The following is a 20,668-nucleotide window of genomic DNA, read 5'->3' as shown; positions in this document are numbered from 1 at the left end:
ATCTGAATTAAAATGTTTATTGGGGATTGACAATTATATGACAATCGATATACTATCAGTTTGCAAACGTATTAAAAGTTAAAAGTTAAAAATATAAAGTTTATATAGTGGGTACCATATCGAAATATCACCGGTTATTGATGAAAAAGAATTGTTTATCCTATAAAAATTTCAGATAAATAACAATATTATAAAAAAGGTGAATAGAAATGAAAAACAGATACTACGTAATTCTTATAACTATTTTGACTGTTTTGTCTGGGTTAACAGGATGCAGCCATAAAGAACAGACGTCACAAACCGTTTCCAAAGTGTCTGTAACTCCAGCCCCTTCTAAAATAACACCTTTGAGTGCCTATAAATCAGTACTGCAGGACGAAAGCCCATTCTTCTGTGTGGATTCCGGCAAAGATTTATATATTTCTCAAATAAATGAAGCTGTCAGCAGTGACAGCTCTGTCCAGGCAAAAGTATCAAAATTTACAGTTGTTGATTTAGAAAACGATAACATACCAGAAGTAATTCTTCAATTAACTGTAAATGAAAACGAATATTTCGGTTTTGAAGTTTTAAGTTATAAAGACGGGGTTGTTTATGGTTATACCTTATGGTACAGGACATTTATGGATTTAAAAGAGGACGGGACCTTTTCATTTTCCGGTGGTGCGTCTGATTACGGTTTTGGCAGTATAACATTTACTGATAAAGGCTATACAATTGATAAAATTACTTACTGTGAAGCAACATATAATTCCGACAATAATTTGGATATTTCATATTTTGTAAATCATAAAAAGGCCACCGAAGAGGAATTCCTTTCTGCTATTGCAGAGCAAAACGACAAAACCCATCCCACATGGAATGATTTTACCACCGAAAATATTTCAGGGTTAACTTTATAACTAAAACTAAAAACCCAACTGTCTTTACTTACTTTTGTCTAATACAGCAAGAAGATAAAAAAATATATTACTTTAGAATTATAAAAATGAATGTTTTAACTTACTATCCAAGTAAATCATGATATTCTTTATTTTTTTCCATTTGTGCCTTTACAAATGAGCATTGGGGGATAATTTTTAAATTTTCCTTTCTTGCCCATTCAGTCAGCTCATGTAACAGGCGTTTTCCCACCCCCTGTCCGGCCAATTGGTCAGACACATATGTGTGGTCGACCGTTATCAGATTTTCACCTGTCGGTACATATGTTATTATAGCTAAGGGTTTTTTCTCCGATTCACCAATATAAAAACATCTGTTACCTTTCTTTATTTCCATTAAAGCACCTCTATTTATATAAAATTTTTAGTTATTCTTCTACAATCTCATGCCTTATCCTCAAGCCATTTTAAAACCGGTTCAAGATTTTTTTCTTCTACACCGTCATAACCGTTTTCTATATGATTTATCGATTCAATTAATTCTTCGTCTTTATTTTTACGGCTTTTTAACATCTTTACAAACATCTTCATCATTATTTTATCAATACCTTTTAACTCGTTTACCGGCAGGCAGCCGCCGCGCAGATAGAAAAAAGGTATGTTTTTGATGTTGTTTCTTTCAATTACAGCTTCGGGACTGGGCTCGGCAATACGGGCAAGACCGGTTACACAAACTGCTTTTATCCTTATATTACGTTTGCGAAGCTTACTTAGTCCCTGTATTTCTCCTGCTTTCAGCCATCCCAGGAAAATAACATCTTCATCCGAATTGGATTTTAAGATTTCTTTCACATTTAAACATCTGAATTTTGTCCTGTCTGCAAGCATCTGTGCATATTTCTTAGTAAAACCTGTTTTTGATTCATATACTATAATCATATATCTTACCTCCTTTTCCATTATATCCTACTAATGTAATTTTTAAAAGAAAAATTAAATGTCTATCGATACTAATATTCATAAGAATGCCAAGTTATATCAAAATATACTATAAAAAATATCCGGCAATGTAAGACAAATTAATTTTGGCTCAAATCCCATACTTTACAAATCCTAATATAAAATCAGGCTATATAAAATTCCCATAAGACATAATATGTCACATACAAAAACACCGCCTTAGAATTTAAACTCTAAAGCGGTGTGTTATAATCTTTTTATCTTTGGCAGATCAAATTTTTACTTTAGCCGACCAAGATCAGTAAATGCCTCTTAACTGAAAACAGTTTAAATCCGTTATCGATAAGTAAATCTTTCAATTGTCAGCTAATATTTATACTTTCTTATAGCAAATTATGCAATTAACAATTACTCAAGCCCGTAAAATATTCTCATGGCCTGTTCGCTGTTATCCTGCATGGCTTTTACCGCTATACCGGCAATATCATGAAAATACTGAACGGCAGGATCATTAATCCGGTTTTTTATTTCATGAAGGGCTGCCTGGGACATATATGAGTAATAATTTATCTTTCTTACCCCTCTGCGTATGGCTTCTTTGTAGTCTTGCTCACTTAATCCCGAACCGCCGTGCATAACCACCGGAATACCGGTCAATTTTTTTATATTTTCAATTCTTTCAAAATCCAGTTTAGGCTTCGCTTTATAAAAACCGTGAACGGTACCGAACGAAGCAGCCAGGGCATCAATACCCGTTGCTTTTACAAATTCATATGCAAGCTGGGGATCGGTATAAAGATCTTCATCATTCATACTGCTTCCTTCTTGTGCATTTCCGCCGGCTTCCCCGCCCTGCATAACACCGATTTCCGCTTCAATACCTGCATTGTATTTGCGTACCATAGCTACAGCCTTACGGGTGTTTTCTACATTTTCTTCAAATGACAATTTGGAACCGTCATACATGGCTGATGAAAAGCCAAGTTCCAAAGCCTTCTCAATATATTCAAGGCTTTCACCGTGATCCAGATGAACACATACGGGAACCTTGGCTTTTTTTGCAAATTCTACCATGGCAGGCCCAATAATCTCTAAAGGCATAACGCTTTCATGAACCTGGGCATGTTCTATAATAACCGGAATTTGAAATTTCTCGGCATTATGAATTACCGCCATAATGCATTCAAAATTTGGGGTATTGAACGCTCCGATAGCACATTGTTTTTGTTCGGCATAGGCCAGAACTTCCTGTAAGTTAACTATCATAAACACATCTCCTTAAATTGAGTCAAATACAAGTAACTAAAAGTAAATTCTTCTATATGCAAAATTTGATTCTTATATTAAACACGGAATTTGCCGTATATGCTTTTAATTTCATCTATAGTTTTCATTCCCGATATGGAATCATACTCGGAAAGTGAACATGCAGCAGTCATACAGGCAATTTCCAAAGCTTCTTTTACAGGCATTTCCTTATAAATTCCGTACAGCATACCTGCGCAGAATGCATCTCCCGCTCCCACGGTACCTTTTATATAATTTTGCGGAAGTTTTAGTGAAGGAGCAAAATAAAATTCACCAGTATTTGTCATAGCCCAGCCTCCCAAAGGAGCATGGATGACCACCATATCTTTAACACCGGCCTCAAGTATTAACTCGCATATTTTTCTGATTCTTACTTCGTCTATGCTTCCGTCGGGGCCATAAGGAGATAAATTAACAGTTTTTCCTGCCTCTATTTCATTTACTATAAAATAGTTGCAATATCTAAGGCTTGGTTTAACTATTTCGGAATATCTCTCATTCTCCACGCTGACCAAATCCATGGAAGTACGAATTCCCATACTTTGAACCCTAGCCAGGGCTCTTGCCATAACGGTTCCGTATTCTTCATCTTCCCGGTCAAAAGGATCCATCAAAAATGCGTAGCCTATATGAAACAAATCAACCTCTAGGGAATCAAAATCCAAATCACTGTAGGAATATATTTTATTTGCCCCTTTGGCATTAAAAAAAGTCCTCTCTCCGGTAGCTACTAGAGTCATAACATCCGTAAATGCTGTCATCTCTCCAGGAAACCGGACAATACCGTCGGTATTTATATCATGCTCCTTAAGAACTCTTACAACAAAATCTCCGTTTTCATCATCTCCGATCCCGCCGTAAGCATAAAGGGGTATTGTCGGATCCATTTTTGCCAAATCACAAAGCGTATTAGTCACACATCCTCCTACCCCTCTGGATGATGATAAAATATTTCCTAACATTCCTTTTTCGGGATATTGGTCTATTGTTTTAATATAATCGACAGCTATAGTGCCTGCAATTGCAATTCCCTTCTCCATAAATTGACCCTCCTAAGCTAACGGATACTCATTGCAGAGGTAATAAACCGGAGGCTCGTCTTCTTCTATATCGGGAAATCTGCCTATTTTCTCATAAAAGCGGTTGTCCGAAGCATCATCATTGCACTCCGATACCTCCCCTACCAGGACTTGTCCGCATCCCGGCTCACCCCAGAAGGAATGATATTGGCCTGGCATAAGAGTTATGCTCTCTCCCGGCTTAAGGCAAAGTACGGTTCCTGCGGGCACTTCAAACTTTCTTCCGTCCATATGAACCATAACCGGATCGCTTCCGAAATCACCGTCTTTGGTGGAGTTATATAATTTTATCATTAAGTTTCCGCCGCCGCGATTTATGATATCTTCGGTTTTCTTCCAATGAAAATGATAAGGGGTAACCTGATTTTCTCTGACTATCATTATCTTTTCCGCATACGACTTGGTCTGATTTTGCGGATCTGCACCGCCGTTTCTTAATGTAAATAAAAATAAGCCTGTTTTATAAAAATTGCCGCTTCCAAAATCGGTGATATCCCAACCTAATTTATTTTCACGGATTTCGTCATATTCATGATTTTTTTCTTTCCATTCTGAAGGACTCCAATAAGCAAACGGAGGCAGCTTAAATTTCATTTCATCAAAAAACTTGATTCCATCCAATATAATTTGATTTATCTCAGAACGTTTCATATCAAAACTTCCTTTCTTTATCAAGCATGATTATATTTCTGTCCGATTATTGCTTTAAGTACTCATTAATCTTGTTTTGAAGAATTTTTAAGGAACTGTCGATGTTTTTGTCATTTTCTATTATGACCTGAATTTCACTTGTTGCTAAGGAAACCGCCTCTCTGTATCTTAAAAACTGAGGGGCCACCATCCCTTGTTCAATAACTCTGCTTAAAAGTTCATTATCAATTACTCTTTCGCTTTCCTCCATATATTCCTGGAGAATCACTTCCGCTTCCTTTGATCCGGTTACATTTTTTAAAACCGAAGCTCCCTGGGAATATCGGAATATATCCATTTGAATTTCCTCATCATATGTCAGTAGTTTCAAAAATTCCCAGGCTAATTTTTCATGTTTGGTTTTGCTGTTTATTCCCATAAGCAGGGTATTTACTTCTGAGATATTTTCCCCGTTTGGCCCTGCCGGCAGGGTTATACAATCCCACTGGAAATTTAAATATTTTTTTATTTTATAAGGATATGTCTTATATGTTCTGTAATCGGCAAATGTTAATGGCATGAAAGCTACTTTTCCGCTGTCAAAGTCTTCTTGGGTTACTTTTCGTCCCTGGTTTAAATCATATAGCTGCTTTACGAATTTTACAGCCTGGGTTACTTTTTCATTGACAAGGCTGATTTTGTTATCTCCGTTTTCAAATAAGACAGCACCGTTTGTATAAGCGGCATCAAGCCAATCATAGTTATACATGCCAAATTGATCCAAATGGCCGTCACCATCGGTATCTTTTGTTACCTTTTGGCTTATATCCAAAAAATCATCCCATGTCCAGTCACTGTCCGGTACTTCTATGCCTTCTTTTTGCAATAGGGTTTTATTTACAAACATCAGGGTCGGGACAGTTTCATAAGGAAGAGCAAACTGGGTACCGTTATACTGGCCGGTAAGTAAGGTTGTGGTAAAAAATTTTTCACGGTCAAAGGAAGGATCCTTTTCTATAAGTTTATCCAGATCTTTTAATACTCCCAATGAAGCAAAACGGTTAAAATCATCGGAAAGAATCATAAATACATCAGGCATCTTTCCGAGCAGTAATTTTTGCGAAAGCCATTCCGAATAATCCCGTTTTAAAATACCGCTTGAATAGTGAATTTTAACGTTCTTATGCTCCCGTTCAAAACGTTCTATGGCTTTGTCTATAATTACATAACTGTTGGCATTGGCAACATCCCAATTACTGCCTGCAAAAATGCCTAATTCAATTGTTATTTGCCTTTCTTTCCTTATAAAATGGAGTGCGGTAAATAATGACATAATAAAGACCGCACACCCCAAAATAATACCGTATTTTTTCTTACTCATTTTCATTATGGCGCTCCATATTCAAACCTTTTTTACCTATTTTGGCCTGTATTGCCCATATGGCAAGCTGAGTACGGTCCCGTAACTTCAGCTTATTTAATATTGTACTTATATAATTCCGCACCGTACCCTCAGACAGATTAAGGGCATCGGCAATTTCCTTATTGGATAAACCATATTCGATTTGTTCTATAATCTTTAATTCCGTTTTTGTAAGTTCCTGTTCTGCTTTTTGGCCCGTATCAATAAAGAAATCCGCTTTCGCCATCTGTGAAAAAAGACGGACGACTTTGGTCGCAATGTCAGGATTAATCATCGCCCTTCCGCTGTATACGGTCTGGATGGCATTAACCAATTCGTCCATAGAAACGCCTTTTAGAAGATAACCGCTGGCGCCATATTTAAGAGCATCATAAATATATTCGTCGTCATCAAATGTGGTAAGGATTATAATTTTAATCTCAGGATAATTTTCTTTTATGATTTTCGTGCATTGAACCCCATCCATTTTTGGCATACGGATATCCATAAGGATAACATCCGGCTTGTTCTTACGGACACTTCTTATAACTTCCTGTCCGTCAGCTACCGCATCCGTTACCTCAATGTTCTGTTTGTTGCTAAGAACTATCTGCAAACTGTGACGAATAAGTTCCTGATCATCGGCAATTAGTACTTTAATCATATTCTTCACCCCATCGAATCGGTATTCTGGCTATAACGGTAAATCCGTCACTTCCGTCAAATTCAACGCTACCTTTAAGCATTTGGATACGCTCCACTATGTGACGCGTTCCGAAGCCTTTTTTCATATCCTTGCATCCGACACCGTTGTCCTTGATTGTCAAAACTATTTCCCCGTTGTCACTTTCTATATAAACCCAGATACGGGTTGCTTTTCCGTGTCTGATGGCATTGGTAAGGCTTTCCTGAATCACTCTGTAGATGGTATCCTCTTCATCTGCGTCAAATTTTAAATTTGCCACTTTCGATTCAAAAGTTACATGAGTATTTGACATGGACTCAATATCTAAAATCATTTTACGGATAGCAGATTCCAGATTAAGCCTTTCAAGCGCATCCGGCCTTAATTTATTGACGGATCTTCTTACATCTTTAATTCCCTGTCTTGTTACCTCCGCTATCATTTCAAGCTGCTTTTTTGTTTCCTGGGGTGCTATGTCTATAGTTGTAAGACAGGCGTCCAGTCCGGCCAGGATACCTGTCAGGGTATGTCCCAAGGTATCATGAATTTCTCTCGCTAAACGGTTACGCTCTCTTGTTTCACCCATTTTTTCGGTTATTTTTGAGTATTCCTTAAGCTGCTCATTGGCTGCCTGCAGATCCTCATTGGCTTTGCTAAGTTTTTCATATAAGGTATTAACCTCATCTATTGTGCCCCTTTGATTTTGAATAACACTTATGCAATAAATTATAAATAATATCATGTTTACCGATATAATCGTATTATAGCCGGCCATCAGCGACTGTTGTGTTGCCGAATCATAAAAGCTGATGTAGTCATTTATGGAATACATATTAAAATTTATTGAAATAAGTTCATAATCTGCTATAAGTATGGCTGCAACGGAAAGAAGCATAAGAAAATATCTTCCCCGGGTACCCTTGGTATAGGTTATTACATTGGCTATAACCAGAAAGAGTATGCCGTTATAATTAAAATTTAAAAAGTAAATTATAACAAAGCTTATCAGCAAATCAATAAATAAGGTAATATACATAACCTTATTATTATTCGGATAAATAAATTCTCTCACAATGTATGAAAGGGTCATTACACATAACAATAATAAGGTTACGATGATATTCCTGAGCGGACTCCAAGGAATTGCAGATACAGAATTTAAATATTCCCTGGCTATAAATTGATCGCAAATATTCTTCGTTGTTATATATATCAGCAATGTAATAAACGAAACCGCCAAGAAATTTATTGATATCATTGAAATTTTTAAATAACTAAACTTCTTATTCTGCATATCTCAAATCCTTACTGCCATCCGTCAATAGTAAATTCATCCAGATTTTCTCTCGTAATTAAGGTTACCGGTACTACAATATTTTTATCTACTTCTTTGCCGCTAAGATAATCATAGGCCACCTGAGCCGATATTCTTCCTATCTCGCTCGGTTGCTGGGCACTGGTTCCCTCCAGATATCCTTCTTTTATCATCATTTTTCCGTCAGGAGAACCGTCAACACCGTATATGAGAACTTTTTTATTCATATGCCTGGATTCCAAAGCAGCTATTGCACCGATTGCCGTCGGATCGTTACCACCCATGACAACGTCAAAAGCAATGCCGGCATCAAGTATATCATTCATTACATCCATTGCAACCTCCAACTCTCCGCCGGCGGCTCTTTGAATTACCACTCTGTAATTATCGTTTCCTTTTATAGTATCTATAAATCCCTGGATTCGCAAATTAATGGAATTTATAATTGGCTGATCCAGTATTACGATATCAGCTTTGGGGAGCTTACTCATCATATCCTTTGCGCACTGTACACCCGCATTATAATTGTCGGAAGCAATTATGGATACCACATGTTCCGTATGATATACGTTTGTATCAACGTTGAATACGGGTATATTTGCCTTTTTGCATGCAATAAGGGCCGGTTCAACTTCTATCCAGTCTACCGGATTTAAAAATATTGCCGCTACCCCTTCTTCAATCATTTCATAAATCTGTTCATTCTGTTTTTGCTGATCCTGGGCCGGATCTCTGGTTATTAAAATATCCCCGTTGGCCTCTATAACTTCTTTAATGCCGTCATTTAATATTTCAAAATAGGGATTATTCATAGTCATATAAGTTGCACCGAACTTTCTGGGCTTTTTATCCGGAAAGTTCAGTACATTTTTCAAAATTGAGCATCCAACCAAAAGCAAAACAAGCACCAGTATGAACTTAGTTAAAATTAAAAACTTGATTCGCTTTTTGCTCAATTTAATCATAATATCCCCCAATGAAAAATAAAAAAGTATAACATATGAATAATATCATATTATAATTCCAAAGTCTATTATTATATTTTATTATGCCTTTCTGTTTTTGAAATAATCTATAAATACTGCCAGTAATATTACCACACCTTTAACAACATACTGCCAGAATGAGTTAACATTAAGGAGGTTAAGTCCGTTGTTCAAAACACCGATTATAAGACCACCGATAATTGTTCCTCCTATTTTACCGAAACCACCTGACATACTGGTTCCGCCAACAACAACCGCTGCGATAGCATCCATTTCCGCTCCTTCACCGGCTGTCGGCTGTCCGGAATACATACGGGATGCCAAAACCACTCCGGCAAGTCCTGCCATAAGGCCTGAATAAGCATGGACAAAGAATTTTACCTTTGCCACATTAATACCTGAAAATCTTGCAGCCTGGGCATTTCCTCCCACCGCATAAATATAACGGCCGGTTTTTGTACGGTTCATTATAAAGGATGTGATAATCAAAACAATAATCAGGATAACTACCGGTGTGGGAACTATACCGATATAACCTGCTCCTAAAAACTGCCATTCTTTTGTAACAACTCTTACCGGAGAGCCACCGGTGTAAACATAAGCCAGTCCTTTGGCTATATTCATGGTTGCCAGTGTTACGATAAAGGCCGGTATTGTAGTCTTTGAAATAACAAAACCGTTAAACATTCCGACTACTAAGCCGACAATAAGACCTAAAATAATGGCTACACCAAGCGGCAAACCGTATCTTGATACAGCACCTGCAGCAATACAGCCGGACAGGGCTATGACTGATCCTACGGACAAGTCAATACCGCCAAGAATAATAACCATTGTCATACCGCATGCCAAAAACAGGTTTGATGATATCTGCCTTAGTACATTAAAAACATTTTTTAGTGTTAAAAATGAATGTTTTGTAACCGGATTTAATGATAAAAACAGACATAATATAATTAAAGCTATAATAATACCTATATTTTCTTTTATCCACTGTATAAAACTATCTTTTAAATTAGATATAAAACTCTTTTTCTTCCTGCTTACTTGATCCATTTTATCTCCTCCTGAATTCATAACCTATCGTGCAGCAAGCTTCATTATTTTTTCCTGGGTAACCTCTTCATGTCCAAGGCAACCCATAACTTTGCCGTCGCGCATTACATATACCCGGTCACTCATGTTTATAATCTCAGGCAGTTCTGATGAAATCAGAATTATTGACATACCTTCTTTTGCCAATTTGTTAATAATGGCATAGATTTCGGATTTTGCACCTACGTCAACACCTCTTGTGGGTTCATCCAAAATCAATATTTTGGGAGACGTAGCCAGCCATCTTCCAATCATAATTTTCTGCTGGTTTCCGCCAGAAAGCTTTCCTACGAGCTGTTTAGTCGAAGGAGTCTTTGTAGCCATCATATCAATATAACGCTGGGTAATCTCTTCTTCCTTATTTTTGTTGACATGAATAAATTTAATAAATTCCTTTAAAACCTCTATGGTAGTATTGAATTTTACGCTCTGTATAAGATAAAGTCCTTCATGTTTTCTGTCTTCGGGAACAAGGGCAATACCATGGCGCATGGCTTCCGTAGGAGACTTAATATTTACTTTCTTTCCGTCAAGATAAATGTCTCCGGTATAATTTTTAGTCAATCCGAAAATACATTTCATCAGTTCGCTTCGGCCTGCACCAACAAGGCCTGCAAAACCGAGGATTTCTCCTTTTCGAAGTTCAAAGCTTGCTCCTTTTACCATATGGTTATCGGAAATATTTTCACACTTTAGGATTACTTCTCCCTGATTTGCGTAATCCCTGGTATAATAATTCTTTAAATCACGGCCAACCATCATGGATATCAGCCTGTCTTTTGTAGTTTCCTTAACAACTTCGGTAGCTATATAAGAGCCGTCTCTCATTACCGTAACCCGGTCACATATCTCATCCAGTTCGCTCATCTTATGGGAAATGTAGATAATACCTACTCCTTTGGCAGTTAATGTCCGCATAGTATTGAACAAGAAACTTACTTCTTTGTCCGATATGGAAGATGTAGGTTCATCCATAACAAGAATTTTGGACTGACAGGAAATAGCCTTGATTATTTCTACCATCTGCTGCTTTGCTATCGTAAGCTTGCCGACCATTGTTCTTGCATCTATATCCATTCCGTAAGCATCAAGAAGTTTCTGAGCTTCTTCATGCAGTTTTTTACGGTCTACAAATTTTCCTTTCATAGGTTCTCTACCAAGGAAAATGTTCTCACCAACGGTCATATAAGGAACCAAAACCAGTTCCTGGTGTATAATGGCAATACCACACTTTTGTGCGGTAACAACATCTTTTATCTCTACTTTTTTTCCTTCTATATATATTTCACCCTCATCCGGAGTGTAAATACCGCCCAAAACCTTGATCAATGTCGATTTTCCCGCTCCGTTTTCCCCCAGTATCGCATGGACTTCACCTGCTCTGAGTTCAAAATCGACCGATTTTAAGGCATGTACTCCGGGAAATGATTTATGAATATTTTTCATTTTTAATAGCACTTTCGGTTCCAAATCATCACCTGCTTATCTAATAATTAAACTTTATGATTTACGCCTTTTAATTCAAAGGGGCTTATTATTTCATAAGCCCCTTTATAAATTATATCCGATTATCAGTTGTATATTTAATTACTGCCAATCTGTTGTTCCAAAATCATTTACATTATCTGCTGTTATAAGGAAGGTCTCAACAGGATAACGATCTTCAACCTGTTCTCCTGACATATACTTGTACATAACTTCTACGGAAATTTTAGCAATGTTTATAGGAGATTGTGCACCGGTTCCTTCGATTAATGAGTTTCCTGAAGCAATTTCAGCCTTGATATCGGGAGAACCGTCAACACCATAAATTAAGCAATCGGTAAGGCCTGCCGCATTGGCTGCTGCCAAAGCTCCTAATGCTGTAGGATCGTTACCGCCAAAGATTGCAACTACATCACTGTGAGCCTGAAGAAGGTCTTCTGCAATACCCATAGCTACTTCCAGATTACCTTTTGCATCCTGCTGTGCAACTACAGTAAATCCTTTACCTTCGATAGCATCCAAGAAACCTTTAACACGGTCTGTAATAGAGTTCATAGTAGGTGAATCAAGAACTATGATAGGGCCGCCTTCAGGTCTTTTTGCTACCAGGTCAAGGCCGCATACAAAACCTGCATTGTAGTTATCGGAACCTACATAAGCTTCAACATAAGAAAGATCTGCAACTTCTGTATCGAAGTTAATGATAGGAATTCCGGCTTCCTTTAACATATCAAGCGCAGGAAGAATACCTTCTGCCTCTACAGGGTTAAGGAAAATAGCGTCAATACCTTGAGTAATCATATCTTCGATCTGTGTAATCTGAAGAGTTACGTCGTTGGCGGGATCTGTAGAGATCAGCTTGTCCCCTCTCTTCTCAACTTCCTCACGGATAGTCTTCTCAAGAGTTACGAAGAAGGGATTAGTTCCGTCCATACATGTGTAACCAAAAGTATAATGTTCTTTTTCACCAGCTAAATCTTCTGCTTTGTCAACAATTTTTTCGCCTGCATCTTTAATAGCATCTTCTGTATTAGCAATATCTTTTGCTGTGTCATTATTGTTCTTGCCGCAAGCTGCAAACAAGCCCAGACACATGGTAAAACACAATGCTAATGCTAACAGTTTTTTCACTTTCATTTCCTTGCCTCCTAGTTTTTTTATAATCAGTGTTTAATTACAATACAATAATAAAAAATTTCTCCTAATCCCACACCTGTAATATGTAATTAAATTAATATGACATTTGTAATATTCAAATATTATTTTTTTAAAACTGTAAAAATAAGTATTTCTATTTTTGTCCGTATAAATACTAGAGTATTAATGTAAAAACAGATATTTATTATATTAATCTCTCATGAAAGACATAAAAATACCTCCCGGGCTCATTTTTGCTTTAACTTGTCTGCCCAGGAGGCAAATATGATTATCATTTTATTACTTTGCTTAGAATTTTTCTTGCTGGTTTCCTAAATAAGTCTTTTTCATATTTGTTCATCCCTAAAAACCACATGGATGCGATAAACACAAGAATGTATAATCCTGCAAAGCATATAAAGTTAACCGGTGTATACAAATTAATACAATTATTTATGAAAATCCCTGCAGCTATAGGTAAAATCAATGCAGGTAAAAAACCAAAAATTTGCTTCCAAAAATATTTGATATTAATACCTACCCTATTATGATAGTACCAGTTCATTATAAAGCCGTTGCCAATTATAATTGCCAAGGCTGTTGCAAAGGCAGCTCCGGCCCCCTTATATATTTTTGCCAGAGGAATTGAAAGCCCAAGGTTTCCTATTGCAATAACCGCATATAGTATAGACCTGAATTTATGCATATTCTTTGCCCTTTGAATTTCTATCCCTATGGTTTGTATTGTTGAAATAACTCCCGAACTTGCAAGCAGCACCAATATAATATATGAGCCGTTATAATTGCTCCCTGCCCACAAATTAATAAAAGGCCTGCCGAAAAATATTATTCCGGTCAAAGCCAATGACATGATCATAAATTGCAGCCGTCCAATTCTGGTAAATATCCCGGTTAATTCGGTACTATTGTCAGAGTTGGCCACAAGCCTGTGAACCCTGGGAACAAAAACACTTGAAACAGTTGACATTATACTTATATAGTATGTGTTAATCTGGGCAGCCAAACCGTAAACCGCAACAGCAATAGTTCCATGAAACCTTCCAAGCAGGTATTTGTCGACATTCCAGTTTATCTGATCTACAATCATATTTATAAATATATATGTTGAAAAAACAATCATTTCTTTAAGAAGTTTAAGATCAAAATCCCTGAATTTAAAATTCATTCCAAGTTTTTTTAAGCAATATGACATATTTATACCTTCAATGATGATATTAATGACAGTAGCCATTATAGCCATACCAATCGAGCCATAACCCAACAGCAATATAGGCAGGGTCAAAACCGGATTAGCGACTATTTTTATCATATGTACTAATTTTTGAAACACAAATTTTTCATTTGCCGTAATATATGAATTAAATACAAGATTAAAAAAAGATATGGCTAAATTCAATGCCAATATCATCATCAATATCTTTGCTTTAGATACTTCATCGGCTGAAAGTTCCTTGCCCAGAACAATTTTTGCATTTAATCCCAAAATAATTCCTGCAGTCACTACTACAAGGCCTATGACAGAAAAGATTGCTAAAAACATACCGTTTAATTTTGCAATATTTTCATTGTCATCTTTTACTTTATTTTTCGCATAGTACCGTATATAAGTACTGCCGAATCCGAAATTTAAAATACCAAGATATGAGATAACCGAAGAAACCAAACTGTAAAGGCCGTAATCTTTTTGTCCAAGAAGCCTTAACATAATGGGGGTATAAATAATGGATACCAAATAGGCTAAACCCATCGATAAATATGATAATATAGCCCCCGCTTTAAGCTGGTTAATTTTCATATTCAATCAGCATCCTTAATTTTTAAACATTTTTTTAGATAAGCCATGGATTTACTTCTTTCCTTCTCTAATATATGCGGAATATGTGAAAAATCGATTCTAAATAAATCTCTTTCCAATGACATATTTTCTATTTTTCTTGCCTGTAAATTAAATGTATTTAAAAGAGTATCAATTCTTGAAAACATTTGTAATTTGCTTACTCTGTCAAAAACAACAAAGGGTTTGTTAAAAATTATCGAAAAAATTGTACCGTGATATGAATCGGTAAGTACTGCGGTGCTGTCTTTTATATAATCAATAAATTCATCGGGTCCTGCCAAATAATATTTTTCTTTTATATCCCCCAGGTTAACGATTTCAAGATGTCTTTTTTTTGCAATCGCTTTTATCCGCTTCTTGTAATTGTCAGGTATACCTCCAAGAAAATATGTCAGTAAATATTGTCCACCAGGCTTGTATCTTGCCTTCTTTGCAATTGCCATCCACTGCTCTTTGGTGAGTAGTAATGTAGGATCAACCAGTACCGGAACTGTTCTTCCTGTCAGATTTTTTATAATATCAGCACCCGCCTCTTCCCTGACGGAAAGATAAGGTATATCCGACAGCATTCTTTTATAACATTCCTGGTACTCGGAAGGTATTTGCGGCACGCCGAAACTGGGGGCATATGTTATTCTTTTATGCCGCTTGGCAAAGGCTAAAAAGTATATGGAGGAGCCTTTTGTATATGACGGATTCCAAATTTGATCGCTTCCTGCTATAAAGTAGTCATACCTGTCCGATAAAATTTGAGGTTCATCATAATCGTATATGCCATAATCGACTTCACGGATATACTTATATGTAAACTTCCTAAACAAACGTGTTCTTACATTTTCGATCTTATCTTCTCTTTTCTTAATTAAAAATCTGTACACCAACCGTCTTATGATTTCGTCAGGGGGACTTGTTATAAGATTAATTATTCTTTTGCTCATTGGTGGTATCTCTTTGGGTTTTGATTTTATTATTAATGTATCCACATGAAAGCCTAAAGATTTCAAAATTTCCTGTAAGGCATAGTTTTGAAGCCGGTTTCCAAAGTTAAAATATCCGTTTAATGTTATTACAGCAATTCTTTTCATTCCTGCTCCTTTTTTTAATAACTAAAAAACTTAAAATTATATTTAAAAATTACTATTTTAAAATAAGCATAAAGCAGAATTTCCAGTTCATGCTTTAGAGCAAATAAAAGAAGCTTTCTTCTTACTTTCAAATTTTTTGTTGATAAACTTCTTAACATTTCTTTTAATTTTTTATCCTTACATATTCTTTTTATATGCTTCAATTTATCTGTTAATTTTTTTCTGTTACTGAAGCTTGCTTCATTAGAAATTGTGGAAAGGCACATATTTATATATCGGATCTTTAGCCTTTCCTGGGCAAATGTATAAAGATTATTTTCCCTTAGAATATTTTCAAGAATTATAAACACCTTTTTATGAATAAGATATATATCTTCTTTGTATGACGATAATGAGTCTATAAAATAATGATAATGAAATCCCTTGTCGATTACGATTTGCCTGCTTTTTATAAACGCATTAAGGCAAAATACCAAATCTTCCATCAAAGGAATTCCTAAAGGGAATCTTATGTTATTTTCCATTATAAGTTCTTTTTTTACAAGTAAACGCCATGCACTTCCCATGACCGAAAATGAATTTATGTTTAAATCCTTTGGCGCGATTATATTTAATATTAACCTCTTTTTATCATATTCATCGGAAACTACATTTTTCCCTGTATTTAAAGACATGTATTTTCTTTGATCCGGATATTCCACTATGTAATTGCAGATGCAAATATCACTATGGGTTTTTGTTATTTTGTCATACATACTGCTGTACATTTCCGGGTGTATCCAGTCATCCGCATCAACAAATCCTATATATTCCCCGGTGGCCGCATCAAGTCCGGCATTTCGGGCTGATGATACACCGCCGTTAGGTTTATCAATAATCTTTATCCTGTCATTATTGGCTGCGTATTTTTTTATTATTTCTAGACTCCTGTCTGTTGAGCCGTCATTAACAAGAATTAGTTCCAGTTCTTTAAGCTTTTGGTTTAAAATACTTTCTATGCACCTTCCTACATTCTTTTCGCAGTTATATACCGGTACGATAACACTTACTTTAAATATAGCCATCACCAACTTCATTATGCCGGGTGATTAACATCCAGACATCATAGCAGATATCTTCTTTATAATATATGCTTACGTTAAAGATCAGTTCTTATTTTTGCTATAACTTTATTAAATCCGGTATTATATATTTGAATTTACTTTTCTATTCTCCATAAATACAAAATCGGACCTGCAGGCATATACAATTTCCGTCAATCCCATATCTTTAAAATAAAAAAGCGAAAACCCAAAGGTTAACGGCAACCTTTTGATTTCCGCTTTTATAATAAATTTAAATTTGAAGGCTATAATCAATTAAATAATATATATTCCCTTTTTTATAATACATTTTGCAGATAATCAATCACAAAATGTATTGCAACCGGTATTGTAATGTCTTTTCTCTTATAAGTTATGAAGCACATTAACATATGAAAGACGAATGTAAATACTAACTGAGAAAAGGCATTTAAAATATATGCTACGGGCTCAATATCGTGGGCAAATATTTGAAAAGGCAAATGTGACACGGAGAAAAATATGCCTCCTATCAAAAACAAATCAGATTTTCTTAATTTAAATCCAAATAAATAGCTCTGTAAAAAACCCCTGAACAAAATCTCTTCAACCAAAGCTATATAAAATAAATAGTAAAGAGCAGCTTTAAAGAGTTTATGTATCGGATGGCTGCTTAATACTGCCGAGAATACAAATACAGCCAAAATCATAACACTAGATATAATCATATTTATCTTTAATTTTTCTTTGGAAAATCCAAGATTATCAAAACTCTTATCTTTTTTCAAAACTATAGTTATTGCAACAATAAATAAAAGTATATAAGGTATGTAATAATAATTAAACTTCATTTTAAATAAGTATCCCATACTCCATAAACCTAATATAAAAATAAGATAATAGGCAACAGCAATTAAACCATAAATTTTGTCTTTTATTTTATACATATTTTTAATATCCCTCATTTGTTTAAATTTAACCGATACAGTATGTCATTTTACTGTCTTCTCCTCATTTCAGAATTCCCCTGTCCCATAAAAAGTATAATTCGTACTCTAACTTATTTTATCATAATGATACCATACGTTACCATCTATTTGTATATTAATCTTTCCAATTTCTTAACTTTATGCCCTTGGCAATAGCAAAGCAAATTACTTGCCTTTGTTGAGCCAGCCGACATAATCAAAATTATCATAATATTTTTGTCCAAAGATATTTTTATACATGGTTATATCTTCAATATATTCCTTATCTTCAAATCCCTTTATGTAATAAGCAGTTTTACAGTTTTTATAGCGTTTGTTTGTAAGAAATACTTTATTTTTAAACGGTAATTCCTCAAATTCTTTTATAGTTTCTTTTGTACACCTGTTATCATCCACCATAATAATATATAAATTTTCGTAATTAATCCTTTTGCTTCTTTCATACCATTTTTCCTTAGCCTCATTTATATCCTTATAATGCATAAAATAAATCTCAATATCATCCAGCTTACCGACAGGATATCTAATTCCTTCTTTATGTACCTCTACTATTTCCTGCTGCAGGTAATGACCAAGATTTTTCAGGAATTTTACGAAATCTGGTGTTTTAATAAAAAGATTAACCGTAGGTGATAAAAACCTCTTGCCTAAATCATGAGTAATTAACCCTCCGGTGCAATTGTTCGACAGAATAGTAAAATCATGGTTTTTTAGCCTTCTTCTGTTTATAGGATTTATTACAGTATTTCTGAACACTCTGGCTGTAGCCCTATAAATTTTTGATTTTCTGTCAAACAAAATTTCAACCCCTTATAAAATTTATTCCGCTTCAAAACGAAAACTTCCTAAATATCATCTTTTATGTTATCCTATACTATGCAATAAATTACATGTCTTATTCCATTCATTTATCAGCAACATTTATATATACAAGACAACATATACTTAGCATATTCTAAAGCCAGTTCTTTATTTACATGCATATTAATATTATTCTTATATTCGTCCAATGCTGCCCTAATCAGATTTCTATATTTTCCCGGAAGGTTTAAAATGCCCCATTCAGCACCTTCTTCCTTTGATAAGATAAACTTTTCCTGCACATATGCCAATACCCTGCAAAGATTAAGAATAATATACACCGGATTGTCCAATATCTCTTCTATTGCATTTATAATATCATTTAAAATGCTGTCTTTATAATATTCTTCGCTTATATCGCAAAAAACGTCCTTAATTTCCTTCCCATAGAGGGTCCTTCCTCTATGATAAATAATTTTAAAATGCGCAGCCAAATCCTTATCTGTGCCCTTCATTTTCTTTACATAATCTGTGGGATTTTTCATATACCAATCCAAATGCATATTGGAAAAATGCAGTTCAAATGGCGTAGGATATATAAACGGATTACATACCGCTTCTTTTACTATACTGATTTCCAGTCCCTTGGCCGGAGCTTCATTATTAAAATCAATAACCATATCCATAAAATTTATCTTTACATCATCGGTAAGCTCGTCTTTTACTACTGTTATAATATCTATATCGCTTTTTTGTGGATTAAAACATCCCATAGCTGCCGAACCGTGCAAGTAAATTCCGACCAGATTATCGCTTAATATTTTAATATTTTCTCTTACTAACCTTTCAAAAAAATTTTGTATGTTATCCAATAAATATCCCTTCCTTAGTAAAATTGTATGCTTAATAATCTTTTATCTTATCGTATAGGCATTTGTATAATATTTATAAATCAACTTTTTTATCTTAAAATTTAAATTAAAAAACCGGCATCAAGAATAACCATTCTTAATGACGGCTATATATTTTACTGATATTTTTCCTGAGCTATTCCTATCTTTTCACCCATTCTTACCAGGGTTTCGATGCCTTTTAGGGAATTCTGTATAATATCAATGTCTATAACCGCTCTGTCTTTCTCCAAACACACAATTACTGTAGATCCACCAAATTCAAATCTGCCTTTTTCCTGGCCTCTTTTTACGTAAGCCTTTTCATGATAATTTACAATCCTGCCTACCAGTAATGCTCCAACCTCCATTATAAGAATTTTTCCAAAATTCTCGCTGTACAAAATAGAATATTCTCTTGTGTTTTCTTTATAAACAGGTACTACATCGTTTGCTACAGGATTAACCGTATGAAAAACTCCATTTATTCTGTAGTTTTTCGATTTTCTTCCGCTGTCAATATAGCAATATCTGTGGTAATCATCAACCGTCAGTCTAAAAATCAAAAGTGTCCCGTTTTCATAAAAATCGGCAAGCTTTTTGCTTCTTAGTAAACTTCTTAGGTTATAAGTAGTATTTTTAACCGTAAATTGAGAGGACTTATTTATAGGATACACACTTAATTTACCGTCACACGGGGCTATCAGATGTTTCGGATTTTCGTCAATTAATCTTTTGCCTTTCTTAATTTTTCTTGTAAAAAAATCATTGTAAGAATAATATGTACGATTTTCAAATTCATTCATATCGATTTTATATTTTCTAATAAATAAAGGAATAAATATTCTTGAAAATCGGCTGTTCATCACGGCTTCCGACAAATTTGTAACCCAAGGATTTATCAACGGTTTTAATATAATTCTTCCTAATTTATTTTTGTATAAAAATCTTAATATTTCACTTTGTGTATCATCCTGCCTATATTTATTTCCTTTTCGGTCCATGCATTCCATCAGGGAGT

General features: G+C 35.0%; 20 protein-coding genes. 1 reads left to right on the top strand and 19 read right to left on the bottom strand.

Annotated elements, in window-relative coordinates; genetic code table 11:
• Positions 1–209 precede the first annotated feature (209 nt).
• Positions 210–902 carry a hypothetical protein gene (locus HHT355_RS04365; RefSeq protein WP_103202196.1) on the top strand — a complete coding sequence of 231 codons (693 nt, stop codon included), beginning with the start codon at positions 210–212 and terminating at the stop codon, positions 900–902.
• 103 nt (positions 903–1,005) lie between these two features.
• Here the strand turns inward: HHT355_RS04365 and HHT355_RS04360 are convergent, their stop codons facing one another.
• The 19 genes from HHT355_RS04360 to HHT355_RS04270 all read right to left on the bottom strand — a co-directional run bounded on the left by HHT355_RS04360 (position 1,006) and on the right by HHT355_RS04270 (position 20,660).
• Positions 1,006–1,278, bottom strand: a complete 273-nt coding sequence (locus HHT355_RS04360) for a GNAT family N-acetyltransferase (protein WP_103202195.1) — start codon at positions 1,276–1,278, stop codon at positions 1,006–1,008.
• A gap of 47 nt (positions 1,279–1,325) precedes the next feature.
• Positions 1,326–1,820, bottom strand: a complete 495-nt coding sequence (locus HHT355_RS04355) for a flavodoxin domain-containing protein (RefSeq protein WP_103202194.1) — start codon at positions 1,818–1,820, stop codon at positions 1,326–1,328.
• A 429-nt stretch (positions 1,821–2,249) separates the two neighbouring features.
• Positions 2,250–3,107: a class II fructose-bisphosphate aldolase gene (locus HHT355_RS04350; protein ID WP_103202193.1), complete on the bottom strand. Its 858-nt coding sequence runs from the start codon at positions 3,105–3,107 to the stop codon at positions 2,250–2,252.
• 77 nt (positions 3,108–3,184) lie between these two features.
• Complete coding sequence (locus HHT355_RS04345) at positions 3,185–4,189, bottom strand: carbohydrate kinase family protein (RefSeq protein WP_103202192.1); 1,005 nt, start codon at positions 4,187–4,189, stop codon at positions 3,185–3,187.
• A 12-nt stretch (positions 4,190–4,201) separates the two neighbouring features.
• Entirely contained in the window at positions 4,202–4,879 is a 678-nt protein-coding gene (locus HHT355_RS04340) for a D-lyxose/D-mannose family sugar isomerase (RefSeq protein WP_103202191.1), read from the bottom strand.
• 46 nt (positions 4,880–4,925) lie between these two features.
• On the bottom strand, positions 4,926–6,245 hold the full coding sequence (locus HHT355_RS04335) for an ABC transporter substrate-binding protein (protein ID WP_242967535.1): 1,320 nt from the start codon (positions 6,243–6,245) through the stop codon (positions 4,926–4,928).
• Positions 6,232–6,924, bottom strand: a complete 693-nt coding sequence (locus HHT355_RS04330) for a response regulator transcription factor (RefSeq protein WP_103202190.1) — start codon at positions 6,922–6,924, stop codon at positions 6,232–6,234. The genes HHT355_RS04335 and HHT355_RS04330 overlap by 14 nt, the downstream gene beginning before the upstream one ends.
• A complete protein-coding gene (locus tag HHT355_RS04325; RefSeq protein ID WP_103202189.1) occupies positions 6,917–8,239 on the bottom strand; it encodes a sensor histidine kinase in 1,323 nt (440 codons plus the stop codon). The genes HHT355_RS04330 and HHT355_RS04325 overlap by 8 nt, the downstream gene beginning before the upstream one ends.
• A gap of 11 nt (positions 8,240–8,250) precedes the next feature.
• A complete protein-coding gene (locus tag HHT355_RS04320) occupies positions 8,251–9,225 on the bottom strand; it encodes a sugar ABC transporter substrate-binding protein (protein ID WP_103202188.1) in 975 nt (324 codons plus the stop codon).
• An 81-nt stretch (positions 9,226–9,306) separates the two neighbouring features.
• On the bottom strand, positions 9,307–10,302 hold the full coding sequence (locus tag HHT355_RS04315) for an ABC transporter permease (protein ID WP_103202187.1): 996 nt from the start codon (positions 10,300–10,302) through the stop codon (positions 9,307–9,309).
• Positions 10,303–10,326: 24 nt separating this feature from the next.
• Positions 10,327–11,811 carry a sugar ABC transporter ATP-binding protein gene (locus HHT355_RS04310; RefSeq protein WP_103202186.1) on the bottom strand — a complete coding sequence of 495 codons (1,485 nt, stop codon included), beginning with the start codon at positions 11,809–11,811 and terminating at the stop codon, positions 10,327–10,329.
• A gap of 117 nt (positions 11,812–11,928) precedes the next feature.
• Complete coding sequence (locus tag HHT355_RS04305; RefSeq protein ID WP_103202185.1) at positions 11,929–12,963, bottom strand: sugar ABC transporter substrate-binding protein; 1,035 nt, start codon at positions 12,961–12,963, stop codon at positions 11,929–11,931.
• Between the two features lie 292 nt (positions 12,964–13,255).
• On the bottom strand, positions 13,256–14,779 hold the full coding sequence (locus HHT355_RS04300) for an oligosaccharide flippase family protein (protein ID WP_103202184.1): 1,524 nt from the start codon (positions 14,777–14,779) through the stop codon (positions 13,256–13,258).
• A 2-nt stretch (positions 14,780–14,781) separates the two neighbouring features.
• On the bottom strand, positions 14,782–15,906 hold the full coding sequence (locus HHT355_RS04295) for a polysaccharide pyruvyl transferase family protein (protein WP_103202183.1): 1,125 nt from the start codon (positions 15,904–15,906) through the stop codon (positions 14,782–14,784).
• A gap of 14 nt (positions 15,907–15,920) precedes the next feature.
• A complete protein-coding gene (locus HHT355_RS04290) occupies positions 15,921–16,970 on the bottom strand; it encodes a glycosyltransferase (RefSeq protein ID WP_158245883.1) in 1,050 nt (349 codons plus the stop codon).
• Positions 16,971–17,287: 317 nt separating this feature from the next.
• Entirely contained in the window at positions 17,288–17,914 is a 627-nt protein-coding gene (locus HHT355_RS04285) for a CPBP family intramembrane glutamic endopeptidase (protein ID WP_158245882.1), read from the bottom strand.
• 207 nt (positions 17,915–18,121) lie between these two features.
• The gene (locus tag HHT355_RS04280; protein WP_242967533.1) at positions 18,122–18,754 is read right to left on the bottom strand and encodes a DUF1919 domain-containing protein; all 633 of its coding nucleotides are present in this window, start codon (positions 18,752–18,754) and stop codon (positions 18,122–18,124) included.
• Between the two features lie 113 nt (positions 18,755–18,867).
• Positions 18,868–19,629, bottom strand: a complete 762-nt coding sequence (locus HHT355_RS04275; protein WP_242967532.1) for an aminoglycoside adenylyltransferase domain-containing protein — start codon at positions 19,627–19,629, stop codon at positions 18,868–18,870.
• Positions 19,630–19,784: 155 nt separating this feature from the next.
• Positions 19,785–20,660, bottom strand: a complete 876-nt coding sequence (locus HHT355_RS04270) for a phosphatidylserine decarboxylase (protein ID WP_103202180.1) — start codon at positions 20,658–20,660, stop codon at positions 19,785–19,787.
• Positions 20,661–20,668: the final 8 nt, after the last annotated feature.

Origin of the sequence: Herbinix hemicellulosilytica (assembly GCF_002904165.1) — a bacterium.
GTDB lineage: Bacteria > Bacillota > Clostridia > Lachnospirales > Lachnospiraceae > Mobilitalea > Mobilitalea hemicellulosilytica.
The sequence above is the reverse complement of the archived record's forward strand: the minus strand, read 5'-3'. Positions and strand labels throughout refer to the sequence as shown.

Coding starts and splice junctions, on each gene's coding strand:
- HHT355_RS04365 (WP_103202196.1), top strand. CDS start 210: ATGAAAAACAGATACTACGTAATTCTTATAACTATTTTGACTGTTTTG.
- HHT355_RS04360 (WP_103202195.1), bottom strand. CDS start 1,278: ATGGAAATAAAGAAAGGTAACAGATGTTTTTATATTGGTGAATCGGAG.
- HHT355_RS04355 (WP_103202194.1), bottom strand. CDS start 1,820: ATGATTATAGTATATGAATCAAAAACAGGTTTTACTAAGAAATATGCA.
- HHT355_RS04350 (WP_103202193.1), bottom strand. CDS start 3,107: ATGATAGTTAACTTACAGGAAGTTCTGGCCTATGCCGAACAAAAACAA.
- HHT355_RS04345 (WP_103202192.1), bottom strand. CDS start 4,189: ATGGAGAAGGGAATTGCAATTGCAGGCACTATAGCTGTCGATTATATT.
- HHT355_RS04340 (WP_103202191.1), bottom strand. CDS start 4,879: ATGAAACGTTCTGAGATAAATCAAATTATATTGGATGGAATCAAGTTT.
- HHT355_RS04335 (WP_242967535.1), bottom strand. CDS start 6,245: ATGAAAATGAGTAAGAAAAAATACGGTATTATTTTGGGGTGTGCGGTC.
- HHT355_RS04330 (WP_103202190.1), bottom strand. CDS start 6,924: ATGATTAAAGTACTAATTGCCGATGATCAGGAACTTATTCGTCACAGT.
- HHT355_RS04325 (WP_103202189.1), bottom strand. CDS start 8,239: ATGCAGAATAAGAAGTTTAGTTATTTAAAAATTTCAATGATATCAATA.
- HHT355_RS04320 (WP_103202188.1), bottom strand. CDS start 9,225: ATGATTAAATTGAGCAAAAAGCGAATCAAGTTTTTAATTTTAACTAAG.
- HHT355_RS04315 (WP_103202187.1), bottom strand. CDS start 10,302: ATGGATCAAGTAAGCAGGAAGAAAAAGAGTTTTATATCTAATTTAAAA.
- HHT355_RS04305 (WP_103202185.1), bottom strand. CDS start 12,963: ATGAAAGTGAAAAAACTGTTAGCATTAGCATTGTGTTTTACCATGTGT.
- HHT355_RS04300 (WP_103202184.1), bottom strand. CDS start 14,779: ATGAAAATTAACCAGCTTAAAGCGGGGGCTATATTATCATATTTATCG.
- HHT355_RS04295 (WP_103202183.1), bottom strand. CDS start 15,906: ATGAAAAGAATTGCTGTAATAACATTAAACGGATATTTTAACTTTGGA.
- HHT355_RS04290 (WP_158245883.1), bottom strand. CDS start 16,970: ATGGCTATATTTAAAGTAAGTGTTATCGTACCGGTATATAACTGCGAA.
- HHT355_RS04285 (WP_158245882.1), bottom strand. CDS start 17,914: ATGTATAAAATAAAAGACAAAATTTATGGTTTAATTGCTGTTGCCTAT.
- HHT355_RS04270 (WP_103202180.1), bottom strand. CDS start 20,660: ATGGAATGCATGGACCGAAAAGGAAATAAATATAGGCAGGATGATACA.